Annotated in this window: 11 protein-coding genes; 7 read left to right on the forward strand and 4 right to left on the reverse strand. The window is 39.3% G+C overall.

Annotated features, from left to right (window positions below):
* The first annotated feature begins 10 nt into the window (after positions 1–10).
* Positions 11–547 (forward strand): inosine/xanthosine triphosphatase, encoded by a 537-nt coding sequence (gene yjjX, locus GWJ05_RS05795; RefSeq protein WP_036932996.1) that lies wholly within the window; start codon positions 11–13, stop codon positions 545–547.
* A gap of 104 nt (positions 548–651) precedes the next feature.
* Here the strand turns inward: yjjX and trpR are convergent, their stop codons facing one another.
* Both trpR and sltY read right to left on the reverse strand, forming a co-directional pair.
* Positions 652–963: a trp operon repressor gene (gene trpR / locus GWJ05_RS05800; RefSeq protein ID WP_036932998.1), complete on the reverse strand. Its 312-nt coding sequence runs from the start codon at positions 961–963 to the stop codon at positions 652–654.
* A 100-nt stretch (positions 964–1,063) separates the two neighbouring features.
* Complete coding sequence (gene sltY / locus GWJ05_RS05805) at positions 1,064–2,983, reverse strand: murein transglycosylase (protein ID WP_036938683.1); 1,920 nt, start codon at positions 2,981–2,983, stop codon at positions 1,064–1,066.
* Between the two features lie 341 nt (positions 2,984–3,324).
* Between sltY and ettA the strand changes: the two genes are divergently transcribed.
* The gene (gene ettA / locus GWJ05_RS05810) at positions 3,325–4,992 is read left to right on the forward strand and encodes an energy-dependent translational throttle protein EttA (protein ID WP_036932999.1); all 1,668 of its coding nucleotides are present in this window, start codon (positions 3,325–3,327) and stop codon (positions 4,990–4,992) included.
* Positions 4,993–5,119: 127 nt separating this feature from the next.
* Here ettA and GWJ05_RS05815 read toward each other — a convergent pair whose 3' ends face one another.
* On the reverse strand, positions 5,120–5,917 hold the full coding sequence (locus GWJ05_RS05815; protein WP_036933000.1) for an energy transducer TonB: 798 nt from the start codon (positions 5,915–5,917) through the stop codon (positions 5,120–5,122).
* A 171-nt stretch (positions 5,918–6,088) separates the two neighbouring features.
* On the opposite strand from GWJ05_RS05815, the gene GWJ05_RS05820 reads away from it, so the two are divergent.
* The 5 genes from GWJ05_RS05820 to GWJ05_RS05840 all read left to right on the forward strand — a co-directional run bounded on the left by GWJ05_RS05820 (position 6,089) and on the right by GWJ05_RS05840 (position 15,089).
* Positions 6,089–6,637, forward strand: a complete 549-nt coding sequence (locus GWJ05_RS05820) for an RNA polymerase sigma factor (protein ID WP_036933001.1) — start codon at positions 6,089–6,091, stop codon at positions 6,635–6,637.
* Positions 6,627–7,655: a FecR family protein gene (locus GWJ05_RS05825; RefSeq protein WP_237585077.1), complete on the forward strand. Its 1,029-nt coding sequence runs from the start codon at positions 6,627–6,629 to the stop codon at positions 7,653–7,655. The genes GWJ05_RS05820 and GWJ05_RS05825 overlap by 11 nt, the downstream gene beginning before the upstream one ends.
* Positions 7,656–7,758: 103 nt before the next feature.
* Positions 7,759–10,521: a TonB-dependent receptor gene (locus GWJ05_RS05830; protein WP_123821911.1), complete on the forward strand. Its 2,763-nt coding sequence runs from the start codon at positions 7,759–7,761 to the stop codon at positions 10,519–10,521.
* Between the two features lie 70 nt (positions 10,522–10,591).
* Positions 10,592–12,301: an ABC transporter ATP-binding protein/permease gene (locus GWJ05_RS05835; RefSeq protein WP_103005017.1), complete on the forward strand. Its 1,710-nt coding sequence runs from the start codon at positions 10,592–10,594 to the stop codon at positions 12,299–12,301.
* Positions 12,291–15,089 (forward strand): M16 family metallopeptidase, encoded by a 2,799-nt coding sequence (locus GWJ05_RS05840; RefSeq protein ID WP_161681167.1) that lies wholly within the window; start codon positions 12,291–12,293, stop codon positions 15,087–15,089. The genes GWJ05_RS05835 and GWJ05_RS05840 overlap by 11 nt, the downstream gene beginning before the upstream one ends.
* A gap of 112 nt (positions 15,090–15,201) precedes the next feature.
* Here GWJ05_RS05840 and GWJ05_RS05845 read toward each other — a convergent pair whose 3' ends face one another.
* The gene (locus GWJ05_RS05845; RefSeq protein ID WP_036933006.1) at positions 15,202–15,618 is read right to left on the reverse strand and encodes a DoxX family protein; all 417 of its coding nucleotides are present in this window, start codon (positions 15,616–15,618) and stop codon (positions 15,202–15,204) included.
* Positions 15,619–15,710 lie beyond the last annotated feature (92 nt).

The following is a 15,710-nucleotide window of genomic DNA, read 5'->3' on the forward strand; positions in this document are numbered from 1 at the left end:
TTAATTCATTATGTATCATGTCATTGCAGCCACTACGAATCCAGCAAAAATCAACGCGATAAAACTCGCTTTTGAGCAAGTGTTCGGTAAAGATACCTTTGATATTGAAGATATTAATGTCGATAGCCGTGTTCCACAACAACCTATCGGAAATACAGAAACGAGAACTGGCGCACGTCAACGCGTGATGGCAGCCCGACAAGTTCGTCCAGAAGCAGATTTTTGGGTTGGTGTTGAAGCCGGTATTGAAGATGATATGACTTTTGCTTGGATTGTTGTCGAGCATGGACAAATTCGAGGTGAATCACGCTCTGCAAGTCTTATGCTACCAGAACAGATCTTAAAAGGGATCCGTGAAGGCAGAGAGCTTGGTGATGAAATGGCCTTCTTAACCAAAATTGATAACATTAAACAGCGCGGTGGTGCAATTGGTTATTTTACCGATGGCCTACTCAGTCGTACGTCTGTTTATCAGCAAGCATTAGTTCTGGCATTAGTGCCTGTAACTCATGCTATCTATAAAGAACTCAATCAAAAAGAAGATTAACAACTAACCTGATCGGTTTTTTTAGATAAAAAGAAAGCAAAAAGCCATTTAATCATGTGATTAAATGGCTTTTTATTATTCTAATTTACATAGTCATAATGCAACTATTTTTTTGTCATTAGCTCTTTTTCAAGCCATAACTTCACTTCATGTGGCGCAGTTTTTAAACTATTAGAGCCTCTAGTGATAGTAGCAATACCAACGCCTAACTCTTCTTTTAGCTCACGCTGACTTAAGTCTCCCCGCATTAACTCTTGCACAATGCGTACTCGTGTCGCTAAAGCACTACGTTCATCAGGTGTCATTAAAAGCTGTAAAATAGGAAATTGCACATCTTGCTCAAATGCATGTTGTAATAACTCAACAAATCTTAGCCAGTGCTCATTCTCTTCAGGTGATAATGCAGGATCTTGCATCGTGGAAGCCTCTTTTTGCCACACTCATTAACTAGTACAAACTATATCATACTTTGCTAATGGACAAAGAGGCTCTCACGATAAATCGCTGTTTTATCCCTTAATAACGGCTATTCCATTCATTCTCAGTTAATATCGGTTGCTGTTCGCCCGCAAAATAACTATAAAAAACAGCAAAAGAGAGTACATTTTTTACATAACCACGGGTTTCTGCAAAAGGAATACTTTCTACAAACGCAATAGCATCTAATTGGCCATTTGCATCAGATAACCAACGATCAACACGCGCGGGGCCTGCATTATATGCAGCACTAGCTAAAATACGGTTTTGGTTAAACCTTTGATAGACAGAATCCAGATAAGCAGTACCAATCTCAATATTTTTCACCGGGTTTGTTAACTGCGCGCTACTGACATAGCCGGTAATACCCGCTTGTTTTACTGTAAACTCAGCAGTTTTTGGCATTACCTGCATTAACCCTGTTGCACCAGCTGAAGAGCGTGCTTGTGGGTTCCATGCACTTTCTTGGCGAGCAATTGCCATCGCATAATTACGATCTATAGATTTATCTTTTGTGTATTGCTCAAACTCATTTTTCCAAGCAAGTGGAAAACGCTCTTCTAAATGATCCCACATTTTTCCTGTAATAGTGGCTTGTACTGCTAAATCAGCCCATTTTTGTTCAAATGCATAACGTGCTAATTGAGATTGCATTTGTGCTGGTTGTGAGACAACGTAGTTTGCCCACTCTGAGCGCGCCAAGTTGTCCATTTGCCAATACATTAATTCACGAACACGTTGTACTTCTGGCTGATTAGGGATGCTTGATGAAACACTCGGTGCTTTATCTATCACCATTACATAAGGCTTACCGAGCTTAGAAGCAGCAACCATTGGGTAAAAGCCACGATTTTGTGTTAGTGCTTCTAAAATCGCTTGTGCTTCACTATTTTTACCTTGTGATTGCAACACCATTGCACGCCAATAACGCCACTCTTCCTTATTTTTACTTTCAGGAGAGAGCCTTTCTAACCACAATGACAATTCAGCAGGTTGATTTTGGCTTAATGCTAAACGTACACGACGTTCACGCAAGGTATCAGATGCAGTATCTTGGATCACACTATCGCGCCATTTTACCTGCTCAGGTGTCGCATAAGGCATATATTGCCATGCCACGGTATCACGCATTAACTGACGTTCACTTGCCGTCATTTTTTGTGCATGCGCAATATTATCCAGTTGAGCTCGAGCTGCATCTGCATCTTTTCTCGCCCAACGTGAAAATGCAGATTGTATGATGGAACGAGAGAAATCAGTCGGTGAAAGCACGGTTGCATAACGCCCCACTAAGTTTGGAAAGTCTTGTAATTCAACCAACGCATCACTCATCGTTTGATAATTTTCTGGAAGACGTCTTGCTAAATATGCCGCAAGCCCTGTATTACCATTTTTAATTGCTAAGTTAATCCGTTCTAATACTAGTTCTGGTGTTAATTGATTAGCTTTTTCCCATTCATCAAAAAGAGGATCACAACTTGATGGCATTGATGTGCCATTTAGCCATGCTTCTTTAGCCCCTATCCATGCCGTTTGAATATCACCGGTTGCCCACTTAGCATAATAATAGTTACATCTAGCCGCTTTAGGATTTGGTGGATTAGGACTAAAGGTCAGTAGATTTTGCCACTCTTGACGCTTAGCCAATTCATTTACAAATAGCGAAGGAAGTGCTTTTGCTGGTGGTAATGTTGGGTATTTGGCCACAAACTCAGTCACCACAGCCGGTGCAATAACATCAAGATTATCGGTAATTTGGCGATATTCCAGATAAGGGTAAAGTGGATAGTTTTCTAATGTCGGGAGTAATTTTTCTACTTCATCTGTTTTTTTAAGATCCCATGCAGCCTTAATCTCTTGGTAGCGAACACGTTGTTCACTTAATGAATCTGCTTGTGCCCATGTTGAAAAACACAAAGCTCCTATTGCGACTGCTAATGACCACTTTTGCTTAACCACGTAATATCTCCCACCTCGAATAAACCACCAAATACTGAATACATTAGCTAATATGATAATCATTAACAATGTAAGTTCCCCTCTTTAAGAGAAATTTTCATTACTTTCAGAGGAAGCACGAAAGGTAGATAAAAACCTCGCTTTTGACTAAGGTTTTCTTTTATAAATCGGGTATACTGGCGACTTTCATCTTTTTCGGGTCTTTGGCAAATTACTGGCATTGACTTTGCTATTGTTCATTTAGGTGCCTTAAAAACGCGACTTAATTACAAAAAATTTGTTTTTATCGCGAAAAACGGCGCCTCAGAGAAAATCTCTTTTATAATCAAAGGGTAATTATAGTGGCTCAATACGTTTATAGTATGTTGCGTGTCGGGAAAATTGTCCCACCCAAACGACATATCCTTAAAAACATTTCACTCAGCTTCTTCCCGGGTGCGAAAATTGGTGTACTGGGTCTAAATGGTGCCGGTAAATCAACATTACTTCGCATTATGGCGGGTATCGATACCGATATTGAAGGTGAAGCACGCCCACAACCTGGTATCAAAATTGGTTATTTACCACAAGAACCAAAATTAAACCCCGAACATACAGTACGTGAAGCCGTTGAAGAAGCCGTTAGCGAACTGAAAAACGCATTAAACCGCCTCGATGAAGTTTATGCTGCTTATGCTGATCCTGATGCTGATTTCGATAAATTAGCTAAAGAACAAGGTCAATTAGAAGCAATTATCCAATCTCATGATGGCCATAACCTTGAAAATCAACTAGAGCGTGCAGCAGAAGCGTTGCGTTTACCTGAATGGGACGCAAAAATTGAGAAACTTTCAGGAGGTGAACGCCGTCGTGTTGCTATCTGCCGTCTTCTGTTAGAAAAACCAGATATGCTGTTATTAGATGAACCAACTAACCACTTAGATGCTGAATCGGTGGCTTGGTTAGAACGCTTCTTACACGATTATGAAGGTACTGTTGTTGCAATCACGCACGACCGTTACTTCCTTGATAACGTCGCGGGTTGGATCTTAGAACTTGACCGTGGTGAAGGTATTCCATGGGAAGGAAACTACTCTTCATGGTTAGAGCAAAAAGATGCGCGTCTAGAGCAAGAAGCCGCAACAGAAGCTGCTCGCCATAAATCAATTCAAAAAGAGCTTGAGTGGATCCGTCAAAATCCTAAAGGTCGTCAAGCAAAAGGCAAAGCACGTCTGGCTCGCTTTGAAGAACTGAATAGCGTTGATTATCAAAAACGTAATGAAACCAGTGAACTCTTTATTCCACCTGGGCCACGTTTAGGGGATAAAGTGTTAGAAATTAATAATCTAACAAAATCTTATGGTGATCGTGTTCTGATTGATGATCTCAGCTTCTCTATCCCTAAAGGTGCTATTGTTGGTATTATCGGCCCTAACGGTGCGGGTAAATCAACGCTATTTCGTATGATCTCAGGTCAAGAACAACCAGACTCAGGTACTTTAGTGCTAGGTGATACTGTTAAGTTAGCATCTGTTGATCAGTTCCGCGACAGCATGGATGATAGTAAAACTGTTTGGGAAGAAGTCTCAGGTGGCCAAGACATTATGCGTATTGGTAACTTTGAAATTCCAAGTCGTGCTTATGTTGGCCGCTTTAACTTTAAAGGCGTTGACCAAGGTAAACGTGTTGGCGAACTTTCTGGTGGTGAACGTGGTCGTTTACACCTTGCTAAACTGCTACAAGTTGGCGGTAACATGTTACTGCTCGATGAACCAACCAACGACCTCGACGTTGAAACCTTACGTGCATTAGAAAATGCGCTGTTAGAGTTCCCTGGTTGCGCCATGGTTATTTCCCATGACCGTTGGTTCCTTGACCGTATTGCCACACATATCATCGATTACCAAGATGAAGGTAAAGTGGAATTCTTCGAAGGTAACTTTACTGAATATGAAGAGTACAAAAAACGTACATTAGGTAACGATGCTATTCAGCCTCGTCGCATGAAGTACAAACGTATGAGTAAATAATCGAATTTATTGACTCTATGCGATAACAAAAAAGCAGAGATTATTCTCTGCTTTTTTGTATTTAGATTATATTTAAATAATTCTTTTATTATCTTTTATTTAATAAATACTTGTAAATCAGTATTAATTAACTCTCTTGCCTATAATCAAAGCTTAAAGGCGCTGTAAATGAAATACTCCCATTGTCTAAACGATAACTTTCTGGTGCAGGAAATGGCGAAGCCCGTTTAATAGTATTTAACGCTTCTCGATCAAGAATGCGATTACCTGATGATGTTTCCACTTTGGCCTCTAATAATTCACCTTTGGCATTTAACACAATAGAAACCTGTGTCACACCTGTCGCTTTAAAACGTATCGCTGTTCTTGGATAGCGTTTATACATCTCAATATGACTATGTACCAAACTTTCCCACCCCATTTGCCCACTTACGGAAGAAGATGAGAAACTATTAAATTGCGCACTACTGGCTGTACTCGTCCCAGAAATCGGTGCACTCGTTACTTCAGAGGGGGCTTCTGAGATAGGGAGATCATCAGGGACTTTTACTGCAACGGGTTTTGGCTTAACCACTGGCTTTACTTTTGGCTTTTCGGGAATATGTTCATAAGTTCCTTGTTCAACCACCGGCATTTTTGGTAAATCCAATACTTCTTTAATTGGCTCAGGTTCTGTTTCTGCGGGCTCAGGAACAGACATCACTTTTTCAGGCCCAACAGGAACATCTTTTGTTTCTGTCTGAGCTAATTGATAGATACCAAGATCCATTGTCATTGCGGGAGGTAAAACGCCATGACGTTCATCTTTAGAGGTTATCCAGCCAATGGCGATAACGACTAGCGTTGTATGAAATAAAATACTGGCAGTTAATCCACCAAGAGAAAACGACCAACGGCGTTGAAAAGTCGCCGACATACTACTCATAATTCTTGCCTCTGATTTTCTTTCTGATGAATTATAGGCATAATACAAACACAAATGATATTGCTTATTATTAATAATACAATAAAAAATTAGCTTGATAATTATTATAACTTGTTCGCTTGAGAAGCAGTAAGAGCTTATTATTTCACTCTTTTTTAGACACCAGAGAATATGGCTAGCGATAAATCATTGGCACAAAAAATTAGTTGTGCCTATCAATCAACCTATGGACAACTTGTGCGTTTTTTCCACAAACGTACGGGGAATTACCATGATGCGGATGATTTGTCTCAAGATGTGTTTACACTATGGTTAAACAGAAAAGAACAAACACCGGTGCAACAACAGCGTGCTTTTCTGTTTAAAATAGCGAACCATGTTTTGATTGACCATTGGAGAAAAAATCAAAAGCAAAAAGATATCTATCAGGATGATTATCAATTAGATGATGTTGCTCAAAATTATACAACTGAGCTCGATCCTGGGTATGTCCTAGAGCATCAACAACGTTTAGATCTACTTAGTGAAGCAATTGCAACATTGCCCCCACGCCGACGAGAAGCGTTTATTCTTTATCGTTTTGATGGTTTATCACAAAGCGAAATTGCAGAACAAATGGAAATCTCAATCAGTATGGTGGAAAAACATATTGCAGCTGCGCTATTACATTGCAAAAGATACGTCGATGCAGGACAGGAGAAATGCACGAATGATGAGTAAGCCGGAAAAAAACATACCGGAAACTAAACCTCATACAAATGAGGAAACCGCTCCTCTTTTCTTAGGAGCTGATGATGAATTACTCAATGATTCTATTGACGAGCAAGCAGCCCTTTGGTTCACCCGACAACACAGCCAAAGGATGACCCCCAAACAACGCCAAGAATTTAAAGACTGGATAGAAAATGATGTCAATCAGCAAGCGTATCAAGATATTGCGGGTATTTGGCGTCAATGTGATGCATTATCACGACCAACAATAACTACTGTTGAAAAGAAAAAACGTTCTCTTTGGCGCCCCGTCATCCACACTACCGCAACTTTTTGCCTACTCACTGTTTTATATCTCCCTTATAGTCATTTACCCGCATTACTAATGGATAATATGACGCTTGCAACCAGCGACTTACCAAAAGAAATGACTTTAGCTGATGGCTCTCAAGTCTACTTAGACAGAAATACACAAGTCAGAGTCGCTTATGTACAAGAAGAAAGACGATTATGGCTAGATAAAGGTCAAGCTTATTTCAAAGTAAAATCAAATCCTTATCGTCCATTCTATGTACAAGCAGACTCACGATTAATCAAAGTTGTTGGTACTGAATTCGAAGTCAATCGCTATAATAACAACCAAATTAATGTTGCAGTACATGAAGGGATCGTTGAAGTAAAAGCAACTCCTAAATCTTCTCCAGCTTTTTTGTATGCCGGTTCTCAGGCCACCAGCAAATTAGACAACGATAGTTTTGTTATCTCTTCGGTTAATATTGATGCCGTAGGAAGTTGGCGTTTTGGTCAACTGCATTTCTTTGAACAACCATTGAATGAAGTGATAACTAAACTCAAACCTTACCTTGATATTAATATTCAAATTGCCTCACCCGATATTGCCAAAATGAAAGTCTCTGGTGTTGCCAATATTAGCGATGCAAAAGGCTTTATTACTGCAATCCCACTTATATTGCCGGTTAATGTCGTTTTCACCGATAAAAATAATGCGTTAATTATCAATAAGTAAAAATAAATATGAAAAATATTCTTTTTTGCATGTGAGGATAATTCTCATTTCCACCTCTTCTTTAGTAACAACAATTATTAAGTTAGTGAATGGGATTGGTGAAATGAAAATGAATAACAAAAAAGAGACCCTTAAGAGGTCTCTGCTAGCGTTACTTATAAGTACCACTATTGCTGTACCTTGTGCTTATGCATCTACCATTTCTGTGGCCTTACCAGAACAGTCTTTGGCTGACTCATTGAGCACTATTGCAAAACAAGGACAAGTCCAAATTTTATTTGATGCAAATTCGGTCAAAAATCTACGTGCTCCAGCACTTTCTGGTCAATTTGACACTCAAACTGCATTACAAAAAGTTTTAATAGGTAGTGGGTTAGACATTATTCCACAAGGAAGTGGATTTGTTATTCGCCCTCTCGTAACGACTAACGCGATTATTATTCCTGAAGTAAAAGTCACGGGTGTCGGTAGTACTTATCATCCTGCTACCGATGTTGTTTCAGCACCTCAATACCTCACGTCAGAAGAGATAAAACAGCGTAATACCGGTGATGGCAACATCACTGACTTACTAAAAAGTAACCCCGCAGTTCAATTCTCCAATAATGACAGCACGTCAATGAATCAGGGTGAAATTAAACCTTCACGTATTTCTATTCATGGTTCTAGCAGTTATCAAAACTCTTATAAACTTGATGGTGTCAGTTTTAACAATGACTTTGATCCGGCTAATTCAGGTAATGGTGAAACCAATACTCGAGTGACCAGTGATGAACAAGGGATGTACCTTGATAGTCGTTTAATTGATAGCGTCACGGTTTACGATAACAATATTCCTGTTGAATTTGGCGGGTTTACAGGAGGCACCGTTGATGTGCAAAGTCGTCGCTGGTCTGGTGAAACTCATGCTAATGCTTATTACCGCACAACGCGCTCAAGTTGGAATAATATTTTTACTGATCCAAAACTAAATTTTGATACAGCCAATAATGATTTTAGTAATCCTGCCCGTTTCCAGAAAAAATACGACAAACAAAACTTTGGTGGTTGGTTTGAAACAGGGTTAACTGAGCATACAGGTTTAATATTCTCTGCTTCTCGCCGTGAATCAACCATTCCGATGATGATGAGTAGTGCGGGTGGTTTTATTCACACACCTGACTATCAATTAGAACAAGTTGAACAAAACGCAGGTTATCGCGACCAAACTCGTACTTCAGATAACTATTTTATTAAATATTCTTGGGATATTTCAGAGACCCAATCTCTTGATTTATCAAGTAATATCGCGCGTTATAAAAGCTATTTATTCTCAGGTTCAGTCTATAACTCAGGCTATGATAATGAGCATAATGGTTTAAGTTTCACTGCGCTTTATAAACATAAATTAGATCTCGGTACATTAGAATTAACAACGGGTTATCAAAAACTAGAAGATAAACGAACGAATGATCAAAATTACTTTATTCGTTTAGATGATGCAATTACTGGTTGGTCAACACCAACAAGTTATAACAGTGGGGGTCAGGGTGATCTAAAGAGTAATCAAGAAACCGTAAGCACTAAAGCGATAATGCGCTTTAACGCGTTCGACTTAGGCTCAACCATACACCAGCCCACAACGGGTTTTGAAGTTGCTCGAACTAAAGGCTCTTATATCAGAGATAAAGATTTTTATAGTTATTTCTATACAGGAATAACTAATCCCGATACAAACGAGTGGAGTGGCGGACGTTCAAATACAACACGCTTCCGATCAGGAAGCCATAGTGCAACCTATACAAACTATGCAATCTATCTTGATGATAATATTCAATATAAACGCTTAACACTGCGTCCTGGTATTCGTTTAGATAGAGATGATTTTGTTCAAAGAAACAATATTTCACCTCGTTTAAGTGGTACTTATGATATTTGGGGCACAGGCAATACGCTCTTAATCGGTGGTGTAAACCGTTACTACGGCCGCTCCATGTTAACTTATGCATTGTATGGGGCACAAAATGCAGGCTTGCAACACTGTTACTTCAATTGCGAATCACCTAATGCCAATTGGAATAACCGTACAGACTTTGACGGTCTAGATTCTTTAAAAACGCCTTACAACGACGAATTCACATTAGGCTTGCAACAAGAAATCGCCTCAACCACTTGGCGTTTACAATACGTTCATCGTAATGGTCGTGATGAAGTGCGTAGTGATACAAAATATCCAGGTAGCACTAATTACGAAAAAATGAATATTCGTGCATTCAATAACAAGGGTCGTAGTTCACACGATACTGTGACTTTATCGGTGAAAAATAGCCAGCCTTGGGAATTAGCACAAGCTGATCATATTTTTAATGCTTCAATAAGTTGGCAACAAAGCAAAACCAATACCCCTAAAGATTCAGGTTATGCTGACTTTAGTCCAAATACTCAAAACGTTAACCGAAACAAAGTGCTATATGACGGAAAAATCATTGATGCCAAAGACTTACCCTCTGGTAACTTCAACTCTCCATTAAAAATCACAGCAGATCTTACGAGTGTTTGGGATGAATGGAATGTGACTTGGTTTAACCAATTACAATGGAATAGCTGGCGCTCTCAAGCAGAAAAAACCAATAACGGCAACCCAATTAAAACACCTGAAGCGGGTTATATTTATGCCTATAAAAAACAGAACTACAGTAGCCGCTTTACTTGGGATACCAAACTAAGCTGGCAACCTGAGTTTGCTCATGGTGTTGGTATGTCAATTGAAGTTAACAACGTATTAAATACTCGAAACGTTGCTGATCACTTTACTTACAAAGATAAAGAATACAAATCGTATGAACCAGGTCGTCAGTTCTGGTTACAAGTCAGCTACGACTATTAATAAATTGCCGAAGTTGAAGTTAATGTGAGCAACCAAGTCGATACACAATAAAAAATATGACCAATAAGCAATGAAAACAATAAAACAATTTTTCTATTTAGTTTCACCTTTTTGGGGGCAGCGTGAAGCCCTTTACTGCTGGTGTCTATTGATTGTCTCTTTGACCTTAACCCTGTCATCCGTCTGGTTTAACGTCAAAATGAATGAATGGAATGGCAGTTTCTATAACGCATTACAGCAACTTGATGGACAAGCGCTCTACACACTTCTTCAACAATTTGTTGTTATTATTGCGGGATTAATGACTGTCGTGGTAATGGGTGATTTCTTACGCCAAAAAATGGTTATTCGCTGGCGAGAAGGCATGACTGAACAAGTCCTCGGTCGCTGGTTATCAAAAAACAGTAAACACTACATGTTAAGACTGACGTCTCAAGAGCCTGATAACCCGGATCAGCGTATTGCAGAAGATATTCGTTTACTAATTGAATCAACAATGCGCTTAACGGTCACGTTCTTACACTCGTTACTCACACTTATCTCTTTTGCTACCATTCTTTGGTCATTGTCTGGTGCCATTTCTTTCACATTAGGGAAGAGTGAGTGGACTATTCCTGGGTATATGTTTTGGGCTTGCATTATCTATACCATTATCGGGATCACCATTACGCAGTTTATTGGCTCCCCCTTGCGTAAGATTAATATGGATAAACAGCGCAAAGAGGCTGATTACCGTACTGCTCTCATCACCCGTAAACAACATGGTGATGCAATTGCAGGTCAGAGGGGTGAAATGAGCGATCGTAATGAATTAATGGGTCGTTTTTTAGGGGTTATTCGTAACTGGAACAACCTCATTCGCTACGAAAGAAATCTTGCATTCTTTACTGTGGGCTATCAACAAGCGACTGCAATGGCACCGATTATTTTTGCCTTACCTAAATTCCTTGCTGGCGAATTAATGCTAGGGGGATTAATGCAATTAAGACAAGCATTCTCTAGTGTTGCAGGTGCATTAAGCTGGTTTATTTTCTCTTATAAAGAGATTGCCGCATGGCAGGCAACGGTGACTCGTCTTTATAACTTCGTGGTACTTTTAGAGCATGATCATGAGCCAGAAATCACCGATTTAAATGATAAACAGACTAAATTGAAAGCCAACCTTTCTCTGTTTATGCAAGATGACAGCCTGTTAATCCAAGATATTAACTTCTCTGTAAAAGCAGGTGAGTTAACCGTTATTGAAGGTTGCTCTGGTTTAGGTAAATCAACACTGCTTAGAGCATTAAGTGGGCATTGGCCTTATTTCAAAGGGGAAATTCAACGTTCACCAAATGTGTGTTGGATCCCACAACGTATGTATCTGCCTTTTGCTCGTTTAGACAGTTTGCTCGCTTATCCTTGTCAGCCTAATCAATTCTCCACTAAAGAGTATGAAGAAGTACTTCATTTGGTGGGCTTAGACAAAATAAAAAACCAACTTTCACTGGAAACGGATTGGACAACACGTCTATCAGGCGGTGAGCAACAACGTCTTATTTTTGCCCGTTTATTGCTCAATAAACCTGATCTTATTTTATTAGATGAAACCACCTCTGCACTTGATGAACAAAATGCATTGAATATGTTGCAGTTGCTAAAACAACATCTGCCAACTACAGGTATTGCCTTAGTGAGCCACCAACGCTTTACACATGTGATTGCAGATAATGTGATTTCACTCAAAGCCCCTACCGAGTCCTCCTCTCAACCTGCTGGAGTTACCGAATATGTATCGTAAATTACTGATTATTTCAGTCAGTCTTTCACTTTTAGGTTGTGCGACAAGCACCTCGAATCAAAATGACAAAAGCACGCTATTGCTGCGTCCTGATATTCGCCATTTTACCCTAGATAATGGTTTAGAGGTCTACTTACTGCAACGCCCACAAACAGGTGTTGAAATGCGTCTTTTGGTAAAAAGTGGTTCTGTTCAAGAAGATGAAAAACAGCTTGGTTTTTCACACTTTACTGAACATATGGCATTTAAAGGGACAACTCATTTTCCGGGAACTACGGGCTTTAAACAGCTTGAAAGCCTAGGCATGAAATTAGGTAGTCATGTTAATGCCGCGACAAGCTTAAATGCGACGACCTATAAACTGTCATTGCCGAATGCAAACCCGATCCAGATTAAAACAGGGTTAAGGATCTTATCAGACTGGGCATTTGAAATGACATTTGACCCTATTGAATTTGATAAAGAGCGCCCTGTTATTGTTGAAGAGTGGCGTTTACGCCAAGGTATCGGTTTTCGTATTAACCGTCAGTTAGAAGAATTGCGTTATTACGGTAGTCGTTATTTGGAACGTGATCCTATTGGTGATTTGGAAATCGTTAAGCACGGCGATGTCAAAGATGCCAAACGCTATTATGATACTTGGTATCAACCAGAAAGAATGGCATTAGTGCTGGTCGGTAACTTTAATCAAGGTGACGCTATTGCGGATATTAAACAACTATTTAATGCTAAAAATAGCGAGAATAAAGGCATTGACTCACCATCTTGGCACAATTTTATTGACCATAAAGATCTACTGGTTAAAACGATTTTCGACAAAGAGCAAGGTTCACGTATCTTACAGTTCACCTTGCAACGTACTTTGCCCGCCCCTTTAAACAGTCGCCAGGGCCAATATGAAGATTTAATGGATTCATTATGGTTATCAATTTTAAATCAACGCTTCTCTACTATCGTTGATAATGGCTTAATTACCTCTATTAGTGCGAATACGCAAGGCGCAATGCTGAACTCTCGTCGTTCACAACAATTGATGATTGCGCACCCTAAAGGCAATGATTATCAAGGTGCATTAGATATCTTATTTACAGAAGTTCAACGCCTAGCCTCTGTTCCAGTAACTCAAGAAGAGTTAGATAATGCCCGTAACGCAATGCTAAAACGTCTAAGCCAACAAGCCACGGGTGAAGAGCATTATGAGCACAATTATTTAGCCAACCAAATCACAACGGCAATTGAATTGGAGATGCCAATTCAAACTAAAAAACAGGCGCTAAATTTAAGTTATCAATTAATCAATAAAGTCACACCTGAAACATTATCAGCTTATTTTGCTCAATACCTAAAACAATCATCACCACGAGTTGCCGTCATTGGCCCTGATAGTGATGCTAATTTGTTTAATGCAACCAAAGTCGCACAACGCTGGCAAGAAATTAGACAATCAAACCTAGGGGCATTTACGTTAAAAACGCAAGCTGTTGTGTTAGATATTAAACCTGAACTCACAGGTTCAATTATTTCAACACAATCATTGCCGATTGAAAAAACACAAGAATGGACACTGAGCAATAACGTAAAAGTGATTGTAAAAAATGACAATTATCTTAAAGATAATATTCAGGTTTCTCTGCGTATTCCAGGAGGCTCATCACTTGAAACGAATCAAAGCTTAGGTATGGTGCAGTGGGCATTAAAATTACCTGAAGTAAGTGGATACGGTCATTATAATGCACGTGAATTAGCGTTATTTACCAAACAACACCAAATTAGTTTACGTCCTTACAGTGAACTGTTATTCCATGGTTTCCGTGGCGAAGCCCCGATTGACGAATTAGAAACCTTACTCACATTAATGCATCTAAAAATAACTTCTCCACAGTTTAATGGTGAGAAGTTAGATCAACAGAAGCAAGCCATGGCATTAGGTATTTCAAAAACACCTGTTGAACGCACATTCTTAGATAATATCAATAAAGAAAGTTATCAAAATGGTGAGCGTCTAATCGTTTCGCCTCAAGGAGCTTGGAAACAGTTTACAGCTCAACAATTAAAACAAACCAACCAAATGATTTTAGGGCAACCTGCTGATATGACATTAGTTATCAGTGGCTCTGTCAATATTAATCAGATAAAACCGCTGATTGAGCGCTGGGTTGCCAGCCTGCCAACACGCTCTGAACAACGTCTATTCTGGGCAGATCCAGCCATTAATCCAAAGCTGACTTCCTTTAGCAAAACATATCCTATCGCAAGCAGTGATAAGAGTATGGTAAGTATTCAATATGCAGCGCCTGCTCAATGGTCACAACAACAGGTGCTGGCACTGAATTTACTAGATACCGTCGTTAGTCAACGCTTAAGACTTAACTTACGCGAACAAGCAGGTGGAATTTACTCACTGGGTTTTTCTGAAATACTCACAAAATTACCGACAAGTTACTACGCAGGTCGTTTAAATTTTACCGCATCACCAGAACGTGCTGATGAACTTATCACTTTAGCTCGTAAAGTCGTCAACGAAGTTAAGCGATCAGGTATTACAGAGAAAGAGTTACAAGAGGCTAAAAATATCTGGCTAACTGAAAATTCACAGGTCAATGACAGTGCAAGTTATTGGACAGAGGCCCTTGCACAAGTCGCAACCGATGACAAACAATATCAGCGTTTACTCACCAATCCAGCCATTATAAAAACATTAAGAGTGAATGATATCAACCAAGTCGCCCGCCAATGGTTAGGAGAAAATGAAAAAGTCTTTAAATTAACACCACCCAATAAAAAATAAGCCTTGAAGAGTGAAAAATAAAACGCCCAGTTTGTTATTAAACTGGGCGCTTATTCATCAAATTTAATCAAGTCACCATAAACACATTCAAGAATACTGACTATAAAATTTATTAATCTTTTTTAACAGCAAAACGGCCACTACCTAAAAACATCACTGCAATCGCAGCAAATAGATAGAAACCAGCACTTTCTGGTGCCCATCCCCCTGTTTTAGGGTTTAATGCAAACAAATCACCAGAATGAACCATGAGTACAGCAACAAACATGGTACCTGCTAAAACCAAAGCAGATACTCGTGTAAATAGACCAATAATCAATAAAATAGGCGCAACAACTTCACCAACCAGCGTACCATAAGCAATAAAAGCAGGTAGATTAAAGTTAGCTAACATTCCCTGAATACCTGCTAATCCACCTGGTTCCATTTTATGAAGACCATGCAACAACATTAAAACACCAAGAGAAACACGTAGTACAAGCTTACCCAAGTCAGAACAGTCAACAAGTTGATTAAATTTATTAATCATAACGTCTCCAAATTCAAAATAATGATGTGTGTTTTTAATACGTATTAATAGGTATTAACCATTATATGATGAATAATTATGAATGAGTGTAG

Source organism: Proteus sp. G2626 (genome assembly GCF_009915985.1).
Lineage (GTDB): Bacteria > Pseudomonadota > Gammaproteobacteria > Enterobacterales > Enterobacteriaceae > Proteus > Proteus vulgaris.

Excerpts from the sequence above, each read along its gene's own strand:
- yjjX (WP_036932996.1), top strand. The coding sequence starts at position 11 with ATGTATCATGTCATTGCAGCCACTACGAATCCAGCAAAAATCAACGCG.
- trpR (WP_036932998.1), bottom strand. The coding sequence starts at position 963 with ATGCAAGATCCTGCATTATCACCTGAAGAGAATGAGCACTGGCTAAGA.
- GWJ05_RS05815 (WP_036933000.1), bottom strand. The coding sequence starts at position 5,917 with ATGAGTAGTATGTCGGCGACTTTTCAACGCCGTTGGTCGTTTTCTCTT.
- GWJ05_RS05820 (WP_036933001.1), top strand. The coding sequence starts at position 6,089 with ATGGCTAGCGATAAATCATTGGCACAAAAAATTAGTTGTGCCTATCAA.
- GWJ05_RS05825 (WP_237585077.1), top strand. The coding sequence starts at position 6,627 with ATGATGAGTAAGCCGGAAAAAAACATACCGGAAACTAAACCTCATACA.
- GWJ05_RS05830 (WP_123821911.1), top strand. The coding sequence starts at position 7,759 with ATGAAAATGAATAACAAAAAAGAGACCCTTAAGAGGTCTCTGCTAGCG.
- GWJ05_RS05835 (WP_103005017.1), top strand. The coding sequence starts at position 10,592 with ATGAAAACAATAAAACAATTTTTCTATTTAGTTTCACCTTTTTGGGGG.
- GWJ05_RS05840 (WP_161681167.1), top strand. The coding sequence starts at position 12,291 with ATGTATCGTAAATTACTGATTATTTCAGTCAGTCTTTCACTTTTAGGT.
- GWJ05_RS05845 (WP_036933006.1), bottom strand. The coding sequence starts at position 15,618 with ATGATTAATAAATTTAATCAACTTGTTGACTGTTCTGACTTGGGTAAG.